Annotated in this window: 19 protein-coding genes; 10 read left to right on the forward strand and 9 right to left on the reverse strand. The window is 63.9% G+C overall.

The window, feature by feature from the left end; genetic code table 11:
• Window positions 1-31 precede the first annotated feature (31 nt).
• Both poxB and J8I87_RS29235 read left to right on the forward strand, forming a co-directional pair.
• Complete coding sequence (poxB, locus tag J8I87_RS29230; protein WP_209935605.1) at window positions 32-1,753, forward strand: ubiquinone-dependent pyruvate dehydrogenase; 1,722 nt, start codon at window positions 32-34, stop codon at window positions 1,751-1,753.
• Window positions 1,754-2,121: 368 nt separating this feature from the next.
• Entirely contained in the window at window positions 2,122-2,379 is a 258-nt protein-coding gene (locus J8I87_RS29235; RefSeq protein ID WP_209935606.1) for a hypothetical protein, read from the forward strand.
• A 101-nt stretch (window positions 2,380-2,480) separates the two neighbouring features.
• Here J8I87_RS29235 and J8I87_RS29240 read toward each other — a convergent pair whose 3' ends face one another.
• Both J8I87_RS29240 and J8I87_RS29245 read right to left on the reverse strand, forming a co-directional pair.
• Window positions 2,481-3,263 (reverse strand): alpha/beta hydrolase, encoded by a 783-nt coding sequence (locus J8I87_RS29240; RefSeq protein ID WP_209935660.1) that lies wholly within the window; start codon window positions 3,261-3,263, stop codon window positions 2,481-2,483.
• A 120-nt stretch (window positions 3,264-3,383) separates the two neighbouring features.
• On the reverse strand, window positions 3,384-3,743 hold the full coding sequence (locus J8I87_RS29245; RefSeq protein WP_209935607.1) for a DUF4148 domain-containing protein: 360 nt from the start codon (window positions 3,741-3,743) through the stop codon (window positions 3,384-3,386).
• A gap of 808 nt (window positions 3,744-4,551) precedes the next feature.
• Between J8I87_RS29245 and J8I87_RS29250 the strand changes: the two genes are divergently transcribed.
• The 6 genes from J8I87_RS29250 (at window position 4,552) to hutC (J8I87_RS29275) (ending at window position 10,402) form a co-directional block, all read left to right on the forward strand.
• The gene (locus J8I87_RS29250) at window positions 4,552-5,421 is read left to right on the forward strand and encodes a transporter substrate-binding domain-containing protein (RefSeq protein ID WP_209935608.1); all 870 of its coding nucleotides are present in this window, start codon (window positions 4,552-4,554) and stop codon (window positions 5,419-5,421) included.
• 112 nt (window positions 5,422-5,533) lie between these two features.
• The gene (locus J8I87_RS29255) at window positions 5,534-6,256 is read left to right on the forward strand and encodes an ABC transporter permease (protein ID WP_209935610.1); all 723 of its coding nucleotides are present in this window, start codon (window positions 5,534-5,536) and stop codon (window positions 6,254-6,256) included.
• Window positions 6,257-6,271: 15 nt separating this feature from the next.
• A complete protein-coding gene (locus J8I87_RS29260; protein ID WP_209935611.1) occupies window positions 6,272-7,024 on the forward strand; it encodes an ABC transporter permease in 753 nt (250 codons plus the stop codon).
• A gap of 21 nt (window positions 7,025-7,045) precedes the next feature.
• A complete protein-coding gene (locus J8I87_RS29265; protein ID WP_209935612.1) occupies window positions 7,046-7,837 on the forward strand; it encodes an ABC transporter ATP-binding protein in 792 nt (263 codons plus the stop codon).
• Window positions 7,838-7,899: 62 nt separating this feature from the next.
• Window positions 7,900-9,522, forward strand: a complete 1,623-nt coding sequence (locus tag J8I87_RS29270) for an aromatic amino acid ammonia-lyase (RefSeq protein WP_209935613.1) — start codon at window positions 7,900-7,902, stop codon at window positions 9,520-9,522.
• Between the two features lie 124 nt (window positions 9,523-9,646).
• Window positions 9,647-10,402: a histidine utilization repressor gene (gene hutC / locus J8I87_RS29275; RefSeq protein WP_409518820.1), complete on the forward strand. Its 756-nt coding sequence runs from the start codon at window positions 9,647-9,649 to the stop codon at window positions 10,400-10,402.
• A 16-nt stretch (window positions 10,403-10,418) separates the two neighbouring features.
• Here hutC (J8I87_RS29275) and hutC (J8I87_RS29280) read toward each other — a convergent pair whose 3' ends face one another.
• The 5 genes from hutC (J8I87_RS29280) to J8I87_RS29300 form a co-directional block, all read right to left on the reverse strand.
• The gene (hutC, locus tag J8I87_RS29280; RefSeq protein ID WP_209935663.1) at window positions 10,419-11,189 is read right to left on the reverse strand and encodes a histidine utilization repressor; all 771 of its coding nucleotides are present in this window, start codon (window positions 11,187-11,189) and stop codon (window positions 10,419-10,421) included.
• 113 nt (window positions 11,190-11,302) lie between these two features.
• Window positions 11,303-12,169: an amino acid ABC transporter ATP-binding protein gene (locus J8I87_RS29285; RefSeq protein WP_280923110.1), complete on the reverse strand. Its 867-nt coding sequence runs from the start codon at window positions 12,167-12,169 to the stop codon at window positions 11,303-11,305.
• A gap of 45 nt (window positions 12,170-12,214) precedes the next feature.
• Window positions 12,215-12,877: an amino acid ABC transporter permease gene (locus tag J8I87_RS29290; RefSeq protein ID WP_209935614.1), complete on the reverse strand. Its 663-nt coding sequence runs from the start codon at window positions 12,875-12,877 to the stop codon at window positions 12,215-12,217.
• A 10-nt stretch (window positions 12,878-12,887) separates the two neighbouring features.
• The gene (locus J8I87_RS29295) at window positions 12,888-13,538 is read right to left on the reverse strand and encodes an amino acid ABC transporter permease (protein WP_209935616.1); all 651 of its coding nucleotides are present in this window, start codon (window positions 13,536-13,538) and stop codon (window positions 12,888-12,890) included.
• A gap of 81 nt (window positions 13,539-13,619) precedes the next feature.
• Window positions 13,620-14,459, reverse strand: coding sequence for a transporter substrate-binding domain-containing protein (locus J8I87_RS29300; RefSeq protein WP_209935617.1), 840 nt, complete (start codon window positions 14,457-14,459; stop codon window positions 13,620-13,622).
• A 288-nt stretch (window positions 14,460-14,747) separates the two neighbouring features.
• Between J8I87_RS29300 and J8I87_RS29305 the strand changes: the two genes are divergently transcribed.
• Window positions 14,748-15,731, forward strand: coding sequence for an isopenicillin N synthase family dioxygenase (locus tag J8I87_RS29305; RefSeq protein ID WP_209935618.1), 984 nt, complete (start codon window positions 14,748-14,750; stop codon window positions 15,729-15,731).
• Window positions 15,732-15,751: 20 nt separating this feature from the next.
• Window positions 15,752-17,152, forward strand: coding sequence for an FAD-binding oxidoreductase (locus tag J8I87_RS29310; RefSeq protein WP_209935619.1), 1,401 nt, complete (start codon window positions 15,752-15,754; stop codon window positions 17,150-17,152).
• A gap of 66 nt (window positions 17,153-17,218) precedes the next feature.
• On the opposite strand, the gene J8I87_RS29315 is transcribed toward J8I87_RS29310, so the two are convergent.
• Together J8I87_RS29315 and J8I87_RS29320 are read right to left on the reverse strand one after the other, a co-directional pair.
• Entirely contained in the window at window positions 17,219-20,617 is a 3,399-nt protein-coding gene (locus J8I87_RS29315; RefSeq protein ID WP_209935666.1) for an alpha/beta fold hydrolase, read from the reverse strand.
• A gap of 346 nt (window positions 20,618-20,963) precedes the next feature.
• The gene (locus tag J8I87_RS29320) at window positions 20,964-21,776 is read right to left on the reverse strand and encodes a hypothetical protein (protein ID WP_209935620.1); all 813 of its coding nucleotides are present in this window, start codon (window positions 21,774-21,776) and stop codon (window positions 20,964-20,966) included.
• Window positions 21,777-22,043 lie beyond the last annotated feature (267 nt).

A 22,043-nucleotide genomic window follows, 5' to 3' on the forward strand; every position in this document is an offset into this window, starting at 1 on the left:
ATCATCGAGCCTGATTCATCGAGGAGCGTTCATGGCAAAGAACACGATTGCGGATTACCTTGCGAAGACTCTCGCCGCGGCGGGCGTCAAGCGCATCTGGGGCGTAACGGGCGACAGTCTCAACGGTCTGGCATTCAGTCTCGACCAGGTGGGCTCGATCCGCTGGATGCATACGCGTCACGAAGAAGCGGCCGCGTTCGCCGCGGGCGCCGACGCGGCGTCGAGCGGTCAACTGGCCGTATGCGCGGGCAGTTGCGGGCCGGGCAACCTGCATCTGATCAACGGCCTCTACGACTGTCATCGCAACCAGCAACCGGTGCTGGCGATCGCCGCGCATATCCCGTCGACGGAAATCGGTCTTGGCTACTTTCAGGAAACGCATCCGACGGAAGTCTTCAAGGAGTGCAGTTATTTCGCCGAGCTGGTCGTGAACGCGTCGCAGTTTCCGCGCGTGCTGGAGCGCGCGATGCGCACGGCCATCGAACAGCGCGGCGTCGCGGTGATCGTGCTGCCCGGCGATATCGCGCTCGGCGAAGGGCCGTTGCAGCCGCCCGTCTGGAACGCCACCGCGCCGTCGGCGATCTTGCCGCCCGCCAGCGAACTCGACCGTCTCGCGACCATGCTCAACGACTGCGAAGCGGTGACGATCATGTGCGGCAGCGGCGTGGCGGGCGCGCACGATGAAGTGGTGAAGCTCGCGGACACGCTCGGCGCGCCCGTCGTCCACGCATTGCGCGGCAAGCAGTTCATCGAATACGACAATCCTTTCGACGTCGGCATGACGGGGCTGATCGGCTTCAGTTCCGGCTACCACGCGATGATGTCGTGCGACGTGCTGCTGCTGCTCGGCTGCGATTTTCCGTACCGGCCGTTCTATCCGCCCGAGGCGAAGGTCGTGCAGATCGACTGGAAGGGCTCGCAGCTTGGCAAACGCGCGCCGCTTGCGATGGGGCTTGTCGGCACCGTGAAAGAAACCGTCGCCGCGCTGCTGCCGAAGCTCAAGCGCAAGGACGATCGCACCTTCGTCGACATGGCGACGGCGCACTACGAAGAGGCGCGCAGAGACCTCGACGAACTCGCGACGCCGTCCGGTCCCGGCGAGCCGATCCATCCGCAGTATTTGACGCGCATGATCGACGAAGCCGCCAGCGACGATGCGATCTTTACGGCCGACGTCGGCACGCCCACGCTGTGGTCCGCGCGTTATCTGACGATGAACGGCAAGCGGCAACTGCACGGCTCGTTCAATCATGGGTCGATGGCCAATGCGATGCCGCAGGCGCTTGGCGCGCAGGCGGCGCATCCGGGGCGGCAGGTGGTGTCGCTGTCGGGCGACGGCGGGCTGTCGATGCTGCTCGGCGACCTGCTCACTGCGCGGCAACTCGATCTGCCCATCAAGGTCGTTGTGTTCAACAACAGCCTGCTCGGGTTCGTATCGATGGAGCTGAAGGCGGGCGGCTATCTCGACACGAACGTGGACCTGAGCAAGACCGATTTTGCGCAGATCGCGAAAGGTGCGGGCATTTTTTCGATCCGGGTCGAGGAATCGGAAGAAGTGGCGGGGGCGCTGAAGCACGCGTTCGCGCACCAGGGCCCGGCCCTCGTCGACGTGGTGACGGCGAAACACGAACTCGCGATGCCGCCGACAATCGAGCTGTCACAGGCGAAGGGCTTCAGCCTCTATATGCTGCGAGCGATTCTCAATGGCCGTGGCGACGAAATCGTCGAACTGATGAAGACCAACCTGCGCTGAGCCACACGATGCGACGGCGCGCGCCGCCAGCCGGCGTGCGCCGCATTGCGATGCAGCGACGCGCCATTGCAGTCTCGTTGCAAAGGTCTATAACAGAAGCAGCAGTGCGGACCTTCTTTGCGCGGCCGACAGTCAAACGATCAGAAACCGGCGTTCTCGCGCCGCGCTGCGCCGCCCGACAGACTCGGGGGTATTGAGCCAATCAATCGCATCCACAACAAAGGCACGCTGCGGCGCGCTCAGCTGCTGCGCGCGATTTTGCGCTTGCGTGCATCGATCGAAACGATGCAGATGGCGCGAGCGTTGATGGGCGTCCGGCGCATCGCGATGCAGACCTTCGCGATCCGCCTGCATGGAAGGAGTTCGACATGAAGATCCTGATGGCGTTACCCGTGGCGGGCGCTTTGCTGATGGCCGTGCCTGTCGCGACGATGGCAGAAGATGTGGCGCAGAGCAGCGATGCATCGAAAGCGACGATGCAGAACAACGCGAACTCATCGGCGCAAGCGACAACGGACATGTCGTATGGCGGATCGATGGAGATGCGCACTTCGTCAGGCAGGCCGATGCCGCACGCGCGCGATTGCTCGACTGGCCCGCAATGCAACATCTATTTCGGCAACTAGGCCGATAACCTGCATCAGGAAAACGCGCGGCGCGCCTTGTGGGCGCGCCGCGTCGCATTCGTCGCCGACAATGCGTGGCTATATCGCGCGATGGTTCAGCGTCATTGCGCCGCGTGCTGCGCGGCTTGCTTGATGACGGCCGCCACCTGCTGCGGGCGCGACTCGTAGACGGAATGGCTCGCGCCGGGAATCACCGTCGTGTGGCTGTGCGCGCGCTCGTAGTACCAGCGTTCGAGATCGGGGTTGATGATCTTGTCGCTGCCCGCGACGATGCCCCAGCTCGGCTTGGTCGTCCACGCCGCGGCCGTCAAAGGTTGCGAGAACACCTTGGCGGCTGTCAGCATCTGGCCGTGCGCTTCGAATTGCGCCTGCTTCAGCGGCAGGTCCGCAGCGAAGTCCTTCGGATACACGGACGGATTCAGGTACGTGTAGCCGTCGTCCGTCTTCTCGATCGCGCCCGTCTGCTTCGACGTATAGCTGGGCATGCCCTTGCCGAGCGCGGCTTCATCTTCGCCGACATCCGGCGCATGGGCGGCGACATAGACGAGCCCGACGACATGCGGATCGACGCCTGCTTCCGTGATCACCGAGCCGCCATAGCTATGGCCCACGAGAACTGCCGGACCGTCCTGCAGATCGACGACGCGCTTCGTCGCGGCGACATCGTCGTCGAGCGAGGTGAGCGGTTCCTGCACCAGCGTGACGTGGTAGCCGTCTTTGGTCAGGATGTCATAGACGGGCTTCCAGCCGGAACCATCCACCCAGGCGCCATGAACCAGAACGATATTCCTGACGGGGGCGTGCGTGGGTTGGGCGTCCCGCGCCATCGCGCCCGATGAGGCGAGAAGACCGGTAGCGAGTGCGAGGGCCGCGGCGACGTGCATCGAAACATTCAAAAGAAACTCCGGAAAACGAACACAAGAAACAGACCAGAAACAGGCCAGTACAGATGCTGGCGCGACCCTGCGCCTGGCAGCGGCGGCGCAGGATCATGTCCGCGTCATTTAGCTGCCGAAGAAGACGTTGCAATAGCTGACGGGGCCGACACACGCGTGATCGGACGCGGTGCGCGACGATTTGCCCGACGTAGTGCCCGACGAAGTGCCCGTCTGAGCCACGCCGCCGACTGCGTCGTTTGAGAGCTTCTGATCGCCCTGCGCGGCGACCTTTGCTTCGGCTGCCTGGATATCGGCGGGGTAGTCGCTGTCGTTGGCGCGGCCCGGCTGATAGCCCGCCTGCTCGACGCGAACGAGATCGGCGCGGACATCTGCGCGGGTGACAGGGGCGCTCGCTTGCGCGAAGCTCAGAGCGGGAGCGGCGAATGCGCTGACGGCAACTGCGAGGCAAACAAACATCTTGTTCATGATAGAACTCCTTGAGTGGGCGGACCCAAAAATAAATTCGGTATCCTTAACTAACCGGATTTGATTCGAGCCTGAAAAGGTCGGCTGCAAAACGTCATTGAAACGGCTGGAACAACGGTATTCGTGCTGCTGCCTAGTCTTGTCCTACGGTGAATCGTGATTCGAATGTCGCCTGCTACATCGGGACAAACACGGCGACTTCGACTTTCATTCCCGGCAGGCAAAACTTTTTTTGTTCGGGACGGGGCAGGGCTTCATGGCGCGGCCCCTGCGATGGCCCAGTCATGCACGCAATGTAATGCGGCGGCGGCGAGCGCGCGAGCCCTACAAACGCACGAGTGAAAGCCAACGATCGTTGCTTTCACTGAACCTTGGGATGACTCACGCGCATCGCGACTCATGCTTGCGTCCGATGAAAAGGCACCCTGGAGATGAGCGGTCCTGGCCTCGGGTGGTTCTGCGCGATACCAACGTATGACCCGAAGCCTTTCAAAGATGCAAGGAAAGCCTGCTTCCGGTAGGAGGGCACGCACGGCTCGAAGCTGGGCAGCGATTGCCCGCGCGCGGTGCAGAACCCGCACGAATCGCGAACCTGTCTAGTCAGCTGCACCAGACTGGCGCGGCCCCTGCTTTTGCAGGCCGTGCGTTTCATGCGACCACGAAGCCCTTGGCATAAGGGCTTACCCGAACAATCCAATTATTTTTGTCAAATTCAGTTGCGATGATTTTTGACCTCATGCAGACTTGTCTATACATGTCCGGCACGCGAAGCGCGACGGGACCCGTTCAGACGAAAAGGAGATTCGACGTGAAGGTGAAGAAGGCAAAACGCACTACGTTGTCGAAGGTGGTGTTGGGCGCGGTCTTGAGCGCCGCGGCAATCGCTGGCGCGCCTGCCCAGGCGAAGGAATGGAAGTCGGTGACGATTGCGCTGGAAGGCGGCTATGCACCGTGGAACATGACGTTGCCGGGCGGCAAGCTGGGCGGCTTCGAGCCTGAACTGGTCGCGAACCTGTGCGAGCGCATCAAGCTGCAGTGCAACCTGGTTGCACAAGACTGGGACGGCATGATCCCAGGCCTGCAGGCAGGCAAGTTCGACGTGTTGATGGATGCGATCTCCATCACGCCTGAGCGCGAGAAGATCATCGCTTTCTCGCGTCCGTACGCCGCGACGCCCGCCACCTTCGCCGTCTCCGACACGAAGATCCTGCCGAAGGCATCGCCGTCGACGCCCGTCGTCAAGCTGACGGGCGACGCGAAGACCGACCAGCCGACTGTCGACGCATTGCGCAAGCAGTTGAAGGGCAAGACGATCGGCATCCAGTCGGGCACCGTCTACACGAAGTTCATCAACGACGGCTTCAAGGACATCGCGACGATCCGCGTGTACAAGACCTCGCCGGAACGTGACCTCGATCTGGCGAATGGCCGCATCGACGCATCGTTCGACGACGTCACGTACTACGCCGCGAACGCCGACAAGAAGGAAGCCGCGCAAATCTCGATGGCCGGGCCGAAGATCGGCGGGCCCATCTGGGGACCGGGCGAAGGCCTTGCGTTCCGCAAGCAGGACGCCGACCTGAAGGCGAAGTTCGACACGGCCATCGCCGACGCACTCAAGGACGGCACCGTGAAGAAGCTCTCCGACAAGTGGTTCAAGACCGACGTCACGCCTTGATCGATAGCCGGATGCGCGCGTGCCGTACGGGCGCGCGCACTTGCCGGAACGGCCTGCCGCGTCGCTGCGATCACGTGGGCCTGTCAACGAAAGCATGGATGAGGGGTAGGGGATGGCTCTGATCGAGACGCTCGGCTTCGGGCCGGAGGGCTGGGGCGGCGTGCTGCTGCTCGCGGCATTGATGACCGTCGCGCTGACGCTCGCGGCGCTCGCAGTCGGCGCGGTGTTCGGCGCGATCGTCGCGGCAGCCAAGCTGTCGCGCTTTCGCACGGCGCGGGTGCTGGGCGACCTGTACACGACGGTGTTTCGCGGCGTGCCCGAACTGCTTGTCATCTATTTGTTCTACTTCGGCGGCTCGACGCTCGTGACCACGGTGGGCCAATGGTTCGGCGCCGAGGGCTTCGTCGGCGTGCCGCCGTTCGTGATCGGCGCGCTCGCCGTCGGCATGATTTCGGGCGCGTATCAGGCCGAGGTGTATCGCGCGGCCGTGCTCGCGGTGTCGAAGGGCGAGCTGGAAGCCGCGCGTTCGATCGGCATGCCGACCATGACGATGGCCCGCCGCATTCTCATTCCGCAAGTGCTGCGTTTCGCGCTGCCGGGCATCGGCAACGTGTGGCAGCTGAGCCTGAAAGATTCCGCGCTGATCTCGGTGACGGGTCTCGCCGAGCTGCTGCGCGCGAGCCAGGTCGCGGCGGGTTCGACGCATCAATACTTCCTGTTCTTTGTTGTCGGCGGCGCGCTGTATCTAGTGATGACGAGCATCTCGAACCGCGTTTTCAATCACGCTGAAGCACGCGTGGGCCGATCCTTCCGGCGCACCTTCGCGCGCAACTGACGACGGAGCGCCAACATGTCATTCGATTTCGACTTCCTGTTCGACACGCTGCGCCAACTGCTTGCCGCCGTGCCGACCACGCTGGCCCTGTTCTTCTCGTCGCTGGTGCTGGGCGGCCTGCTGTCACTCGTGATCGTCACGATGCGTGTGTCGCCGCACTGGCTGCCGAACCGTTTTGCGCGCGCCTACATTCTCGTGTTCCGCGGCTCGCCGCTGCTGATCCAGATGTTTCTCGTCTACTACGGACTCGGCCAGTTCGGCGTGATCCGCGAGAGCTTCCTGTGGCCCGTGCTGCGCGAGCCGTATGTGTGCGCGGTGATCTCGCTTGCGCTGTGCACGGCGGGCTATACGGCGGAGATCATTCGCGGCGGGCTGATGGCCGTGCCGGTGGGCCAGATCGAAGCGGGTTATTCGATCGGCCTGTCGGGCTTTTCGCTCCTGCGCCGCATCATCGGCCCCATCGCATTGCGCCAGTGCCTGCCCGCCTATTCGACGGAGGCCGTGCTGCTCGTCAAATCGACGGCGCTCGCGAGCCTCGTGACCGTATGGGAAGTGACGGGCGTCGCGCAGCAGATCATCCAGCAGACCTACCGCACGACAGAAGTGTTCATCTGCGCCGCGCTGATCTATCTGTTCCTGAACTTCGTCGTCGTGCGTCTGCTCGGCCTGCTCGAACGGCGCCTGTCGCGCCATCTGCGCGCAATGCCTGCGAACGTCGCGCCGCGTGCGATCCCGCCCGCGACCGAAGCTCGTCGTGCCGCACCCTGACGGCCTCTTCCGGAGAATCACATGAACGCTACGGCACCCGTTGCATTGTCGGTCAAGAACATCCACAAGTCGTTCGGCGACCATCACGTATTGAAGGGCATTTCGCTCGACGCGCACGAAGGCGACGTCATTTCGATTCTCGGTGCGAGCGGCTCGGGCAAGAGCACGTTTCTGCGCTGCCTGAATCTGCTCGAAACACCCGACGACGGCAGTGTCGCGCTCGCGGGCGAGACGTTGAAGATGAAGCGCCGCAAGGACGGCAAGCTGCAACCGGACGATCGCAAGCAGGTCGACCGCATCCGCTCGCAGCTCGGGATGGTGTTTCAGAACTTCAACTTGTGGTCGCACATGACGGTGCTCGAAAACCTGATCGAAGGGCCGATGCGCGTGCAGAAGCGCAGCCGCGCCGAAGCCATTGAAGAGGCGGAGGCATTGCTCGCGAAGGTGGGTCTCGCGGAAAAGCGCGGGCATTATCCGGCGCATCTGTCGGGCGGCCAGCAGCAACGCGTCGCGATTGCGCGCGCGCTCGCGATGCATCCGAAGGTGATGCTGTTCGACGAACCGACGTCCGCGCTCGATCCCGAACTGGTCGGTGAAGTGCTGCGCGTGATGCGCTCGCTCGCGCAAGAGGGGCGCACGATGCTCGTCGTCACGCACGAAATGGGCTTCGCGCGGCACGTGTCGAACCGCGTGATGTTCCTGCATCAAGGCCAGACCGAATGCGACGGCACGCCCGACGAAGTGTTCGGCGAGCTGAAGTCCGAGCGCTTCAGGCAATTCGTTTCGAGCCATCACTCGCGCACCACGAACTGACTCCACGGTCCGGGCTGAGCGGCGCAATCACCATACACAAGCAAATCGGCAAAGGCAACATCATGGCTGTCATCCGAACCGAGCGTCCCTTGAACTGGCGCGAGCTGGCCGCGGTTGCGGCGGGCGAGCCGCTCGTGCTTTCCGAACAGGCGCGCGCGCGCATCGCGGCGGCGCGCGTGCTCGTCGAGCAGATCGTCGAGCGCGGCATTCGCGCATATGGCGTGAACACAGGCGTCGGCGCGTTGTGCGATGTGATCGTGTCGCCGTCGGAACAGCGCACGCTGTCGCGCAACATTCTGATGAGCCATGCGGTCGGCGTCGGGGCGCCGCTCGGTGTCGCGGAAACGCGCGCGATCATGGCAGCCGCGATCAACAATTTCGCGCACGGCCACTCGGGCATCCGGCTCGAAGTCGCGGACCAGCTCGTTGCGTTGCTCGATTCAGGCTATATCCCCGAAGTGCCCGCGTTCGGCTCGGTCGGCTATCTGAGCCATATGGCGCATATCGCGCTCGTATGTATTGGCGAAGGCCATGTGCGGTTCGGCAGCGAACGCTTCAGCGGACGCGTCGCGCTCGAGCGTCTCGGGCGCGAGCCGCTCGTGCTCGAAGCGAAGGAAGGGCTGAGCCTGATCAACGGTACGCCGTGCGTGACGGGCCTCGCGGCGCTTGCGCTCGCGCGCGCCGAGCGCGTGCTCGACTGGACGGATGCGATCGCCGCGATGAGCTTCGAGAATCTGCGCGGGCAACTCGCCGCGTTCGATGCCGACTCTCTCGCGCTGCGCGTGTCGCCGGGTCTGAATCTCGTCGGCGAACGCATGCGCAATGCGCTTGCCGATAGCGGCATTCTCGCGTCGGTGGTCGGGCAGCGCACGCAAGATCCCCTTTCGATGCGCACGATTCCGCACGTGCACGGCGCGGCGCGTGACGTGCTCGACGCCACCGCCGATGTCGTGAACCGCGAGCTGGCGTCGATCACCGACAACCCGATCGTCGCGGGCACGCCGGAATCGCCGCGCGTGTACTCGCAGGCGCATGCCGTGGGCGCGTCGATCGCGCTGGCGATGGATAGTCTCGCGACCGCGATCGCCCAGGTGGCGGCGATGGCTGAGCGGCGCCTCGACCGTCTCGTGAATCCGCTCGTGAGCGGCTTGCCCGCGTTTCTCGCGGAGCCGGGCGGCACCTGTTCGGGCTTCATGATCGCGCAGTACACGGCCGCTTCGCTGGTCGCGCAGAACCGGCGGCTCGCCGCGCCTGCGAGCCTCGACGGCGGCATCACGTCGGGCCTGCAGGAAGACCACCTGTGTCATGCGACACCCGCCGCGTTGAAGGCGCTGGAGATCGTCGACAACACGGGGCGCATCGCGGCGATCGAGCTGCTGGCGGCGGCGCAGGCCTACGATCTGCAATCCATCGACGCGCCGCGCGCGCCGCACACGGATGCGTTGTGGCGGCGCGTGCGCGCCGTCGTGCCGACGTATCGCGACGACCGCCCGCTCGCCGACGACATGGCGGCGGCCTTCCGGATGATCGGCGAAGCCGCGCCGCCGTCGCCGCCGAACTCGGGCGACCTGCCGTCGCCGACGCATGACAGCCGTGTCGCCGCCGACGATCGCGCCGCCTTCGCCGCGCACGCGGCGAACGACCCGACGGCCGTCGCGCAGCAGGCGCCGCAATCGGCGGCATGACGCGCGCGACGGCAGCCCACATCATTGCGCGGTGCGCTTATCGGCGTGCCGCGAGACGACGCGCGCCGCTGCATTCAATCGATGCGCGTTGCGCGCCCGCTCAAGCCACGAGGTCGATGTGAACATGAATATAAACGGGCACCAGGAGATAGCAGAGGACCACCTCGCGAACACGCACGCAACGCCTGGTAAGGCGATGCCCGCCTATGAGCAGATCAAGCGCTATGTGATCGCGCGCATCGAAGAGGGCGTGTGGAAGCCGGGCGGTCTGATTCCTTCGGAGGCGGAGCTGGTAAAGGAGTTCGGCGTGGCGCGCATGACGGTTTCGCGCGCGCTGCGCGAGCTGACCACCGAGCGCGTGCTGACGCGCGTGCAGGGCTCGGGCACCTATGTCGCGCCGCGTCACTATGAATCGACGGTACTCGAAATCCGCAATATCGCCGATGAGATCGCCGCGCGCAATCATCGTCATTCGGCGCGTGTGCTGACGCTCGAAGAAAGCGATGATCCCCTTGCGCTCGACGCGCTCGCGCTCGCGAAGGGCCCTGTGTTCCATTCGCGCATCGTGCACAACGAAGAGAGCGAGCCGATTCAGTATGAAGACCGTTATGTGAATCCGCGCGTGTTTCCCGATTATCTGAATCAGGACTTCACGGTCGAAACACCGAATCACTACATGGTGCGTCTCGCGCCAATCCAGCGCGCCGAGTTCCGCATCTATGCGCAGAAGCCCAACGCCCATGTGCGCCGCCATTTGATGATGGAGATCGGCGAGCCATGTCTGATGTTATGGCGCAGGACGTGGGTCGGCGAGCATGTGGCGACGTCCGTGCAGTTGTGGCATCCCGCGTCGCGGTTTCATCTGGCGGGCAATGTCTAGGCTGTTTGTTGGTTGACTATCCCTGCCGCTGCGACGTATCGGGCGCGAACCGGCATCCGAGCCTGTACCGCGAGCCCGGATGCACGAAGCGCGCGAACGTCACCGCGACGCCGCTCGTCCACGTGCGGCGCATCAACGTCAGGCAAGGCTCTTCTGGCGCGATCTGCAGCAGTTCCGCTTCGGCGCGCGTCGGCAGCCCCGCATCGACGACATGCTCGACATCATGCGCGGGCACGACGCTGAACAGATATTCGGAAGGGCGTAACGTCGCAAAGTCCTGCTCGATGAAATCCGGCGCGATGGCCGGATTCACATAGCGGTCTTCGAGCTGCACGGGCAAACCGTTCTCGCGATGCACGCAGATCACATGAAACACCGATGCGCCCGGCGGCAAGCCTAATGCATTCGACACGTTCACAGGCGCAACCTCGCGCTGCATGAGCACCATCTGATAGCTGTATTCGTGGCCGCGCGAGCGAATCTCGTCGCCGATGTGCGCGATCATCAGCAGCGTCGATTGCGGCTTCGTTTCCGCGACAAAGGTGCCGACACCCGTCACGCGCGTCAAGAGGCCTTCGTGCGTGAGTTCGCGCAACGCGCGGTTCACCGTCATCCGCGAGACGCCGAGCGACGCGACGAGATCGAGCTCCGATGGAATGCGCTCGCCGGCGCGGCGCTCACCCGATTCGATCGTATGGCGAATGTACTGCTTGACCTGCTCGTAGCGCGTTGCGGGCGGTGCGCCGGACGCATCGGGCGCAGCCGCCAGCGGGGCCGCCGCCGACATCGCGCGGGCGTTCGATCCACGCGGCTTGCGCGCCTTCGCGAGCGAGCGCACGCGCAGCTTGTCGCGGATGGCGGGGGCGGACATCGGCCCGCCTCGTCAGATGGCGACGCGGTTCATACGGCGTCCGCGCTGTCCGCGCCGCGCGACCAGAACGCATTGCGGTCGAAGTAGTTCTGCAGGAACTGGCGCAGGCGCGGCTGGTTCGCGTCGTGAAAGACATCGTGCGGCCTGCCTTGCACGGCGATGCGCCCCTCGTCGATGAATACGACCTTGTCCGCGACCTGTGCCGCGAAACCCATTTCGTGCGTGACGACGGCCATTGTCATGCCGTCGCGTGCGAGCTGCTTCATTACTTGCAGCACTTCGCCGACGAGTTCGGGGTCGAGCGCGGACGTCGGTTCGTCGAACAGCATGATGTGCGGCTCCATCGCGAGCGCACGCGCAATCGCGACACGCTGCTGCTGACCACCCGACAGCTTCGCCGGAAACGCATCGCCCTTATGCGCGAGGCCCACTGTTTCGAGCATCGCGTTGGCACGCTTGTTCGCGTCGTCGCGCGGCAGATGGCGCACGCGCAGCAGGGCTTCCATCACGTTGCCGAGCGCCGTCATATGCGGCCACAGGTTGAATTGCTGGAACACCATCCCGACATTGCGCCGCACGCGGTTGATCTCGCCCTGCGATGCGCGCACGCGTTTGCCGTTGCGTTCGCTATAGCCGAGCAGTTCGCCCTCGATGCGCACATCGCCTTGATCGTACGTTTCCAGCGCCGCGAGACAGCGCAGCAGCGTGCTCTTGCCCGAGCCCGACGGCCCGATGATGCAGACCACTTCGGAGCGCCTGATGTCGAGATCGACGCCGCGCAGCACTTCGACGTCGCCGAAGCGTTTGCGCAGATCGCGCACTTCGATCAGCGGTGCAGTGCCGGATTGCATCGAACCGAGCGTGGAAGAAGCGGGCATGTCGACGGGGGCATTCATGATGAACCTTGGTTTCTGTTCACGCTTGCGGTTGACGTTCGACCCTCAGGCCATGAAGCGTGCGATGCGCGCTTCGGCCCACATGCCGGCGCGCGACGTGAGTTCGACCAGCGCGAGATAGCACACGCACAGAACGAGCAGCGTTTCGACGAAAGCGAACGTCGCGGAGCCGATCCCCGTCAGCACGAACGTGAGTTCGGGCACCGTGACGATCGACAGCACGGCTGTTTCCTTGCTGAGCACGATGATGAGGTTCGTCAGCGCGGGTACGATCAGTACCAGCATCTGCGGCACCTGGATGCGCAGTACCGCTTGCCAGCGCGTGAGGCCGAGACAGGAAGCGGCTTCGAGGTGGCCGCGCGGAATCGATTGAAAGCCCGAGCGGAAGGCTTCGGCGAAATATGCGCTGCCGTACAGGCCCAGACCCAGCACGCCCGCCGTCAACGGCTCCAGCGTGAGGCCGACGGAGGGGCCGCCGTAGTACAGCAAAAATAGCTGCACGAGAAACGGTGTGCCGCGAAAGAGTTCGATATACACGCGCAGGATGCCGCGCACCCATTTGCCGCAAAAGAGTTGCAGCACGGCAATCAGAAAGCCGATCACGAGTCCGATGGCGACGCCGACGACCCATGTGCCGAGTGTCGTCGCGAGACCCGCTGCGATGGGCTGCAGATTGTGCGTGATGACGCTGGGATCGAATTGCTGCATCGTTCGGCCTTCAGGTGTGCATGAGGCGCTGTTCGGCGGCGTGTGCAATGAGCGCGAGCGCGCCGCAGATCACGAAGTAGATGAGTCCCGCCGCGAGGTACGCTTCGAGCGGCCGGTACGTGCTCGCCGCGATGTTCTGCGCGGTGCGCGTGAGTTCGGCCACGCCGACGACCGAGATCAGCGACGATGCCTTGATGAGCAGCACCATTTCGTTGACGAGCGAAGGCAGCGTCATCCGGAACGCCTGTGGCACCTGAATGCGCCGTAGCATGTCGACGGGTGACAGGCCGAGCATGCGCGCCGCTTCGATCTGCCCCGGCGGAATGCTCATAAAGCCGCCGCGCAGGATCTCCGCAATATACGACGCGGAGCACAGTGAGACCGCGCTGATCGCGGCGACGATGGGCGACACGTTGATGCCGACGAACGGCAGCAGGTAATAGACGAGCAGCAGCTGCACGAGCATCGGCACGCCGCGAAAGAAGAACACATAGGCGCCGCCGAAGCGTTGCGCGACGACGTTCTGCGACAGCCGCGCCGAGCACACGCCGATCGCGACGAAGAAGCCGATCACGAGCCCCGTCAGCGAAATGCCGATGGTGGCGAGTGCGGCTTGCAGGAGCAGCGGAAAACCTTGAGCGAAAACGTGGGCGCTGAACATGGCCTGATACCTGCGGGGAAGGACATGCAGGCGGCGCGCTGCGCGAATGTGACGAGGGCAGGCGCCGCGTGATTCAGGGCATCAATAGTTGGGGGTCGGCATCGTGGTCGGCGCGTCCATCGTCACGCCGAACCATTTCTTTTGCAGCGATGCGAGGCGGCCGTCGTTGTGCATCTTGACCAGCGCGGCGTTGAACGCGTCGGCGAGCGGCTTGCTGTCCGCGTCCTTGCGCAGGCAGTACGCGAAGTACACTTTCGCGCCGAACGGCGGCGTGACGACCGCGAACGTTTCGGGGCGCTGCTTCGCGACATACGCGATATTCGTCATCGAGTTCGCGACGGCGGCGATGCGGCCTGCTGCGAGGTCCGCATAGGCCTGGTTGTTGTCGACGTACTCGCGCACTTCGGGCTGCTTCGGCAGAGTCACGATGTACGATTTCAGCTGGTCGAGCTGCGCGGAGCCCTTGCCCGCGCCGACCGTCTTGCCGGCGATATCCGACGACTGCTTGACAGAGGTGTCGTTCGCGCGTTTGAGGAGAGCATCCGTGGCGTCGGCAACGGGCAGCGTGTACGTGTAGCGCTCCATGCGCGCCTTCGTCACCGTCAGCGGGCCGCCGACCATGTCGAACTTGCCCGCTTCGAGACCGGGCAGCACGCTCGGCCAGGGCAGATCGATGAAGCGCACCTTCACGCCGAGCTCTTTGCCGACCTCGGCGAACAGGTCCTTGTTGAAGCCCGCCTGTTGGCCGTTTTCGAGGAAGTCGAACGGCGCGAACTGCATCTCCGTTCCGACGACGAGTTCGCCCGCCTTCTTGACCTTCGCGAGTTGATCTTCCGCGTGCGCGCTCATACTGGCAACGCATGCGCTGGCACAGAATGCCACCATCGCGAGACGACACTTCCAGCCTGCAAAGATACCCATTGAGATTCTCCCGTTGGCAAAGCGGCGTCGCGCTCGATCTGGCGGGGCGCGAGTCATGCGACGCAGTATATACCGCTGCTTTTACGCGAAAAAAATATTCGCATGCTGTCAAACCCTAATGCCGTCCGCGCGCCCGGCGAGAGAAGCATCGCGCTGCTTGCAGCGCAGCTTGCGGTTGTGCTTCTGGCGGTATATACAACGTGGAATCGCTTGTCGATTCGTGCGTGATGCGGCGCTCGGCGCGTGAGCCGAATCGTCAGTTCAAACTTGGTCATGAAGGAGTCCGCGATGCAGCCAGCCACTCGCATTCCGATCGTCGATCTGGCCGGCGTGCGCGCCGGCGACCGCGATGCGCTCACGCGCGCGGGCCGCGAAATACGCGACGCGTGCACGACGATCGGCTTCTTCTACATCGTCAATCATGGCGTGCCGCAAGCGGTGATCGATCGCGCGGAGCAGGCGGCGCACAAGTTTTTCGCGTTCCCCGTCGAAACGAAGAAGCGCGCGGCGGTGAATCAACGGCATCGAGGCTTCAATGCGCTGGGCGACGCGACGATGTATCAGGCGAAGCGCCCCGACTACAAAGAGTTCTTCAGCATCGGCCTCGAACTGATGGAGGACGACCCGGACGTGCGCGCGGGGCAGGCGCTGCGCGGACCGAACAACTGGCCTGACTTCATGCCCGATTTGCAGCCCGCGCTATACGGCTATTACGAAGAAGTCGGCGCATGCGGCGCAGATCTGCTGCGCGCGGTGGCCACGGGTCTGGGCGTCGGCGAAGACTTCTTCGCGTCGCGCTATACGAAGCGAATGCAGCGCACGCAGATGGTCTACTATCCGCCGCAGCCGCCGCAATCGGATGAAGAACAGTTCGGCGTCGCGCCGCACACCGACTACGGCTGCATCACCTTGTTGTGGCAGGATCGGGTCGGCGGCTTGCAGGTGCGCGAAATCGCGAACGATACGTGGATCGAAGCGCCGCCCATCGAGGGCAGCTTCGTCGTGAACGTCGGCGATCTGCTGGCGCGCTGGACGAACGACCGCTTCCGCTCGACGCTGCATCGCGTGATCAACGCCTCGGGGCGCGAGCGCTATTCGATTGCGACGTTCTATGATCCGACCTACACGTCGAGCGTCGATCCGCGCGATCTCGGCACATCATCGGCCGACAGCAAATATGAACCCGTCGCGGCCGGCGACTACATTTTGGGGCGCATCAACAGTTCGATGGGCTATCGGAAGAAGCTGGCGGCAGCGCAAGGAACAACGTAAAAAACGACGCAAGGAACGGCATGACAGTGAAAGAACCCGCTGCGCTTGCCTCGACGCTCGCCGCGTTGCGCGATGCGTTGGGCGATGACGCCGTGCGTGTCGGCGATCAGATCGGCGAACGCTCGATGACGGACTGGACGCGCCACGAGCCGACGCGTCCCGCCGCGCTGCTGTTGCCGCGCACGACGCAGCAGGTGGCGCGCGCGCTGATGATCTGCAACGACGCGCGTCAACCCGTCGTGCCGCAAGGCGGCATGACGGGACTTGCGGGCGGCGCCATTGCGCGCGCAACGGATATCGCGTTGTCGCTGGAGCGTCTCGCGGGCGTCGAGGAAATCGACAGCGCGGCCGCCACGATCACGGTGCGCGCGGGCACGACGTTGCAGGCCGCGCAGGAAGCGGCGGCGCAAGGGGGCTTCGAACTGGCGCTGGATCTCGGCGCGCGCGGATCGTGTCAGATCGGCGGCAATCTCGCGACGAACGCGGGCGGCAATCGCGTGATTCAGTCGGGCACCGCGCGCGACCAGGTGCTCGGGCTCGAAGTGGTGCTGGCCAACGGCGCGGTGCTCAGCTCGTTGAACAAGATGGTGAAGAACAACACGGGCTATGACCTGAAACACTGGTTCATCGGTTCGGAAGGCACGCTGGGCGTGATCACGCGCGCCGTGCTGAAGCTGCAGCCGCAGCGCGCGTCGCGTCATACCGCGCTCGTTGCATTGAACGATTACGAGCAGGCCGTCAGCCTGTTGCGGCGGCTATCGACGCGTTTCGGCAACGACATCGGCGCGTTCGAAATCATGTGGCCGGACTTCTTCGATTTCGGCGTGAAGCTCACGGGCGCGAGTTCGCCATTCGCGCAAGCGCATCCGCTGTATGCGCTGATCGAACATGCGAGCTTCGATGCCGGCGACGACGGTTCGCGTTTTTCGAGCGCGCTCAGCGACGCATTGGACGAAGCCGCGATCCGCGATGCCGTGATCGCGCAATCGGTTGCGCACACGCGCGCGCTGTGGGCGATCCGCGAATGCACGGCGGAATTCCCCATCAAGCTCGACCCGATCAACTTCGACGTGAGCTTGCCGATTGGCGAGATCGGCGCATTCGTCGATGGCTGCCGCGCGGCGCTCGATCGCGCGTGGCCGGGCAACGCGTCGTTTTTCTTCGGCCATATCGGCGATTCGAATCTGCATGTCACCGTCGATGGGCGCTCCGTCCCCGGCGTCGATCATCATGACGTGTACGCGCTCGTCTATGCGATGCTGGCGCCGCTGCGCGGATCGGTGTCGGCGGAGCATGGCATTGGTTTGCTCAAGCGCGAGTTCCTGCCCGTTTCGCGCTCGGACGAAGAACTCGCGGCGATGAAGGCGATCAAGCATGCGCTCGATCCGAATTGGATTTTGAATCCGGGGAAGCTGTTCTAGCGGAATTGGAATCGCGCATGTGTTCGTCATGAATGCCGTGGCATTCATGACGAAACGTCGGCGCGCTCAATGCGCATCCAGATGCCTGACGATAGTCGGAAACACATCGAGTGCCGCGCGCTTGCCGAATATGCAGTCGATGTGCCCATAGCCTCCGATGACATGCCGTTCATAATTGGCGGCCCCGAAACGCTCGACGAGCAGATCGAACGTCATCTCCGTGCTCGTCGGCAAATAGCAGAGATTTTCCGAACCGTGAATGAACGCGATAGGCAGCTTCATGCCGTCGATGTTCGGCATGTACACGTCGTCGCCGTTCGCATCGACCACGTGGCCCGCGCGGACCATTGCCGCAAGCTGATTGAACAGTTCAACATCGTGAATGCCGAATAGCTCCTGCAGATTGGCGTGCAATTGCTCGTCGAGTTGCGCGTGTTCGTAGAGCAGCCCATACAGAAACGTCGCGCGATGGCACACCGGGCTATTGCAGGTTTCGTCCTGATCGACAGGGAAGAACTTCAGCGCGTCGTCGAGGAGATTGTGCGGCCATTTCTCATGCTGCGTATACGCGGTCATATCCTTGATGCCAAGATGCTGAAGAATCTGCGGTGTATGCAGTCCCGCCTTGATCCGCTGCAACAACCCCGGCACGGGATGCGCCGATACCTGCGACAGCACCGCCGAACGCACGCCCTTGAGCCCCGACATCAGCGACATGCTGAATGCGAGCGCGCCGAGGCAATGCCCGACCACCTGAATCTGATCGACGCCCGTCAGTTCACGCACCTTCGCGACAGCGGCGGGAATGTCGAAGCGCGCGATTTCATCGGCGGTGGTGCGCTCGGTCGCGCTCGGCAATTCGATGCTCACGCGCAGATCGACGAGCCAGACATCGTAGTGCGCGGCGCACAGAAACTCGACGAGGTTCGTGCCGATCAGATCCGTCGAGAAGATACGGCTCGATACGCCTGAGCCATGAATCAGCAGCACGGGGCCCTTGTTGCCGCCGTGATAACGCGCGAGCCGCAGCGTCTTGCCGTCTTCCGTATTGAAGTACGTGATCTGCGGCGCGGGCGCGCGCAACGCGCGGCGCACGCGCGGCGCGGCATCGGGGTCGAAGTATTGCAACGGCGCGGCGACGCCGCCATATTCCGTGTACAGCACGCCCGCGAAAAAGCGCCCGAATTTCAGTGTCCATGCAAGGCGCGTCTCGACATCGGGCGCGTTCGTCACTTCGATCGTGCGCTGCTGCTTGAGGAAGTTTTCCGGCGTGATGATGAGCGTCGCGTGACCGATGACGGGGGCATCGTCGGTATCGGACTCACGCACCTTCGCGTAGAGCGTGTTCGTCTGCGTCCACAGATCGAGCAGCGAGGTGTGCGTGATGATTTTCTGACCCGTCAGATAGAAGCGCTTGCCCTCGACGGTGTCGAGCGTCATCGCGTAGTTCATGTTGCGCCGCTCGACATTCGTTTCATCGACGACGAACAGGTTGAAGATGCCGTCGCTGACCGTCATCGGCTGCGGCGAGAGCGCGGTGCACGTGAGCGTGCCGATCATCCGCGCCTCGTGCCGCGGGTTCGCGAGCATGTGTTCGAGATCGTCGGAGACGACGGTCACGGTGAAGCTGATGGGCGTGCCTTCGGCCCGGCTGTCTTGCTGGCCCGCCGGCTTCGCGTCGCCTGCGAAGTACGTGCCGATCATCGTCTCGGTGAAGCGCAGGCCGATTTTCAGTGCGGGTGGCGGCGCCGCGGTGCCGGGCGCATCGTAGTCGATCTGCCAGCCGCGCGAAGCCGCAAGCTGCGCGCAGTTGCGCTCGGCGAGCGCCGAGATCGTCAGCAGCGGATTCACGCCGAGCGAAAGCGGCATCACCGCGCCGTCCATCACATAGAGCCCGTCGTGCACCGCATTGCCGTTCGCGTCGGAAAACACGCGGCCCGCCTGATCGACGACGCCATGCGCCGCGTCCTCCGCCATCGCGCAGCCGCCTAGCGGATGCACGGTGACGGTGCGGTTCTGAAACGCTTCGGCGGAAATCGGGTTGCGCACGTACGAGCCGCCGAGCGCGCCCGTCGCTTCGATCAGCGTCTTTTCCACCGTGTCGTAGATGGGCTGCTTGCCCGCGTTCGGCCAGCTCACGCGCGGGCGGCCGCTTTCCACCGTGATCTGGCCGCTTTCGTCGTCGTGCGCCATCACGAGCCACGTCTGCGTGTTGCGCATCGCGCCGTGATACGGGCCACGCAGAATGCTCTCGGCGATACGCGCTTGGTCGGCGAGGGGCGCATCGCCTGCGGGATCGGGCATTTCGACGCCCCCGGCGGGCGCCGCGACGCCGAGCACGCCCATCATCGCAAGGCCGATCGGCGCGGCGATCGACCCTTCTTCGATCACGAAGCCGTCCTTCACATTGGGCGTGTCGCGATGATCGATGATGCCCGTGATGCACGGGCCGACGGGCGGTATGGCGCCCTTTGGATGCGTGCCCCAGCCGACGCCGTTGATCGCCGTGTCGGTATTGAACGCAAACGCGAGCACGTCGCCGTTGCCGGTGAAGTGCTGGCCGACCTGCTTCGACACGCTCAAGCCGGCCTGCTCGGAGCGCAGCAGGATCGCCGTCGAGCCGAGCGTGCCCGCCGACAGGATCACGACGTCGGCTGTCACGAAGAGCTCGGGCGCGTCGTACAGTTCGCGTTTCAGATCGGCGGGCTGATAGCGCACGCACCAGACATTGCGTTCTTCGTCGCGCACCACGGAATGCACGGCCGCGCCCGTGAAGATCTGTGCGCCGTGCGCGACGGCGTCGGGCAGATAGTTCATGTGCGTCGAGTTCTTCGCGCCGTGATTGCAACCGGAATTGCAGTCGCCGCAGCCGATGCAGCCGTTCTGGTCGACGCCCGCCGCGTTCTTGCCGTCCTTGAACGTCACGGTGATGGGCGGACGGTAGAAACGCTCGCTCATGCCGAGCCGTTTCGCCGACAGCGCGAGCGCGTCGAGTTTCGGCAAGTCGGGATAGTCGTCCGGGACGGGCGTCGCGCCGAGCATCGTCGCCGCGCGTTCGTAGCATCGCTCGAGATTGGCCTCGTCCGCGCGCACGGCGGCGGGCCAGCGCGGATCGTCCCACAGGCGCCTGTCGGGCTTAAGCGCGACGTTCGCGTTGATCAGCGAGGTGCCGCCCAGGCCGCAGCCGACCACGACGTTCACATCGGGATTCACGTGCACTTCGAGCAGCGCGAGGGGCGAACCGACCTGCGCGACGCTCGTGTTGTACTGCACCTGCGCCGCGCCTTCGAGCGGCGTCGCAGGAAAATCGCCTGCCATGAATTCACGGCCGCGCTCGAGCAGGCACACGCTGCGTTTCGCGCGGGCCATGCGGCTCGCGGCGATCGCACCGCCATAGCCCGAACCCACGACCACCACGTCGTAGTGATCCTTCATCGCCGCAAGGGCGCTGGACAAGCGGTTCAAGCGGTTCATTCGGCCACCTCTTTGTATTTGACTGGCAGCAGGGCGGGGGAACCCCGACGATCAAGACGGCTGGCATGCGCAGCTTATTTATCCTGGACGCCGCGCAGCGAAATGCAAAGGGAAAACGCGCGTTTGCCCGCGAGATTCAAAAAGTGCTGTGCTGTTTCGGGCGTTCGGGCGGACGGATGCCTTCAGGCAGCGGTCGCGCGAACTGCACGCAGGATGAGGCGCCGATGCAACCAGGGCTTGCAGGCAGCCTCGTTCGAAACGGTGAATGGGCGAACCTGAGTGTCAGATGCCGGATTCAGATGCCGTTGGTCGAATGCCGATTGCCGAGCCTGAATGCTCAGGCCGCGACTTCGATCTCGTCGTCGTTGTCCGGCGTGGTGGCGGCTTCCGTGGCCTCCGCTGCCAGCAGGTTGAAGACGACCAGGATCGCTTCGCGGTTTTCAGCGTGGATTTCAATGCCGAGTTCGTCGCGCAGCCACTCGCCGATCTTCGTGTTCGAAAAGTGGCTCGCGTCGTCCGTCTTCTTCATGGTGACGCCGAGCTTGACGGCGCGATAGTGATAGGAGGGCACCCGATGCTGCGCGGCCACGGCCGACAGACCACCTTTCGCTTCCGAGCACCAGCCGAGGCTGCCCGCCAGCACGATGCGCTCGGGCGAGTCGAGCGACGCGATGAACTCGCGCGCCGCCTCGCGCACGCGGCGCTCGCTCAGGCCGTATTGCAGCAGCACGCTTTCGATGGGATCTTCGAGCGCCTGCGCGCGCAGGTCGATTTCCTGCATCATGCCTTCCTGTTCCATCGACACGTTGCGCTGATGGCTCGCGCTTCTCAGGCAATCGATCAGGTAGCGGCGAAAGTAAGCGCAGATCGCGTAGCTGTTGGACGGCGCGCTTTCGGGCGCAGCCTTCGATGCGACGTGTCCGGGCGCAAGGCGCAGCACTTTCGTATAGATGAACTGATGCACGAGCTCTTCCTTGTCTTCGCCGAGCGCGTGCAGTTCGAGCGGGTGATAGGTGCGCAGCGCGCGCTTCACGAGGTCGTACATCGACATCATTTCGTCGTCCGTGAGCTGCGTGCGGCGGCGCCACAGTTCGGGAAGAACGGCGTCGTCGAGAGTGCGTGCGAAATCCTGGCTCGGAACTGCGCCCATGTAGGCCTCCATCGGTAAGGGGCAAGCAGCGCGGTAGGGGCGGGGGATTCCGCCGATGGAGCCTCGACAAACAGGCATGAAACAGGTCGTGAAGCTGAACCTTCAGAGGCTGTCGGCCGCGCTTGATCGTTGAATCGTTGAAACCAGTATGCTTTTTGCACGCGGCGCCGCCTATATGGATTAAGTCATAGCTGAAGGGTAAACCGCCGGCAAGACGGGTAAACTATCTTTAGACTGCTTAACCGGTGCGGGTGTATGACGGACCCC

Origin of the sequence: Paraburkholderia sp. LEh10, assembly GCF_017814945.1 — a bacterium.
In the GTDB taxonomy this organism is placed as follows: Bacteria; Pseudomonadota; Gammaproteobacteria; order Burkholderiales; family Burkholderiaceae; genus Paraburkholderia.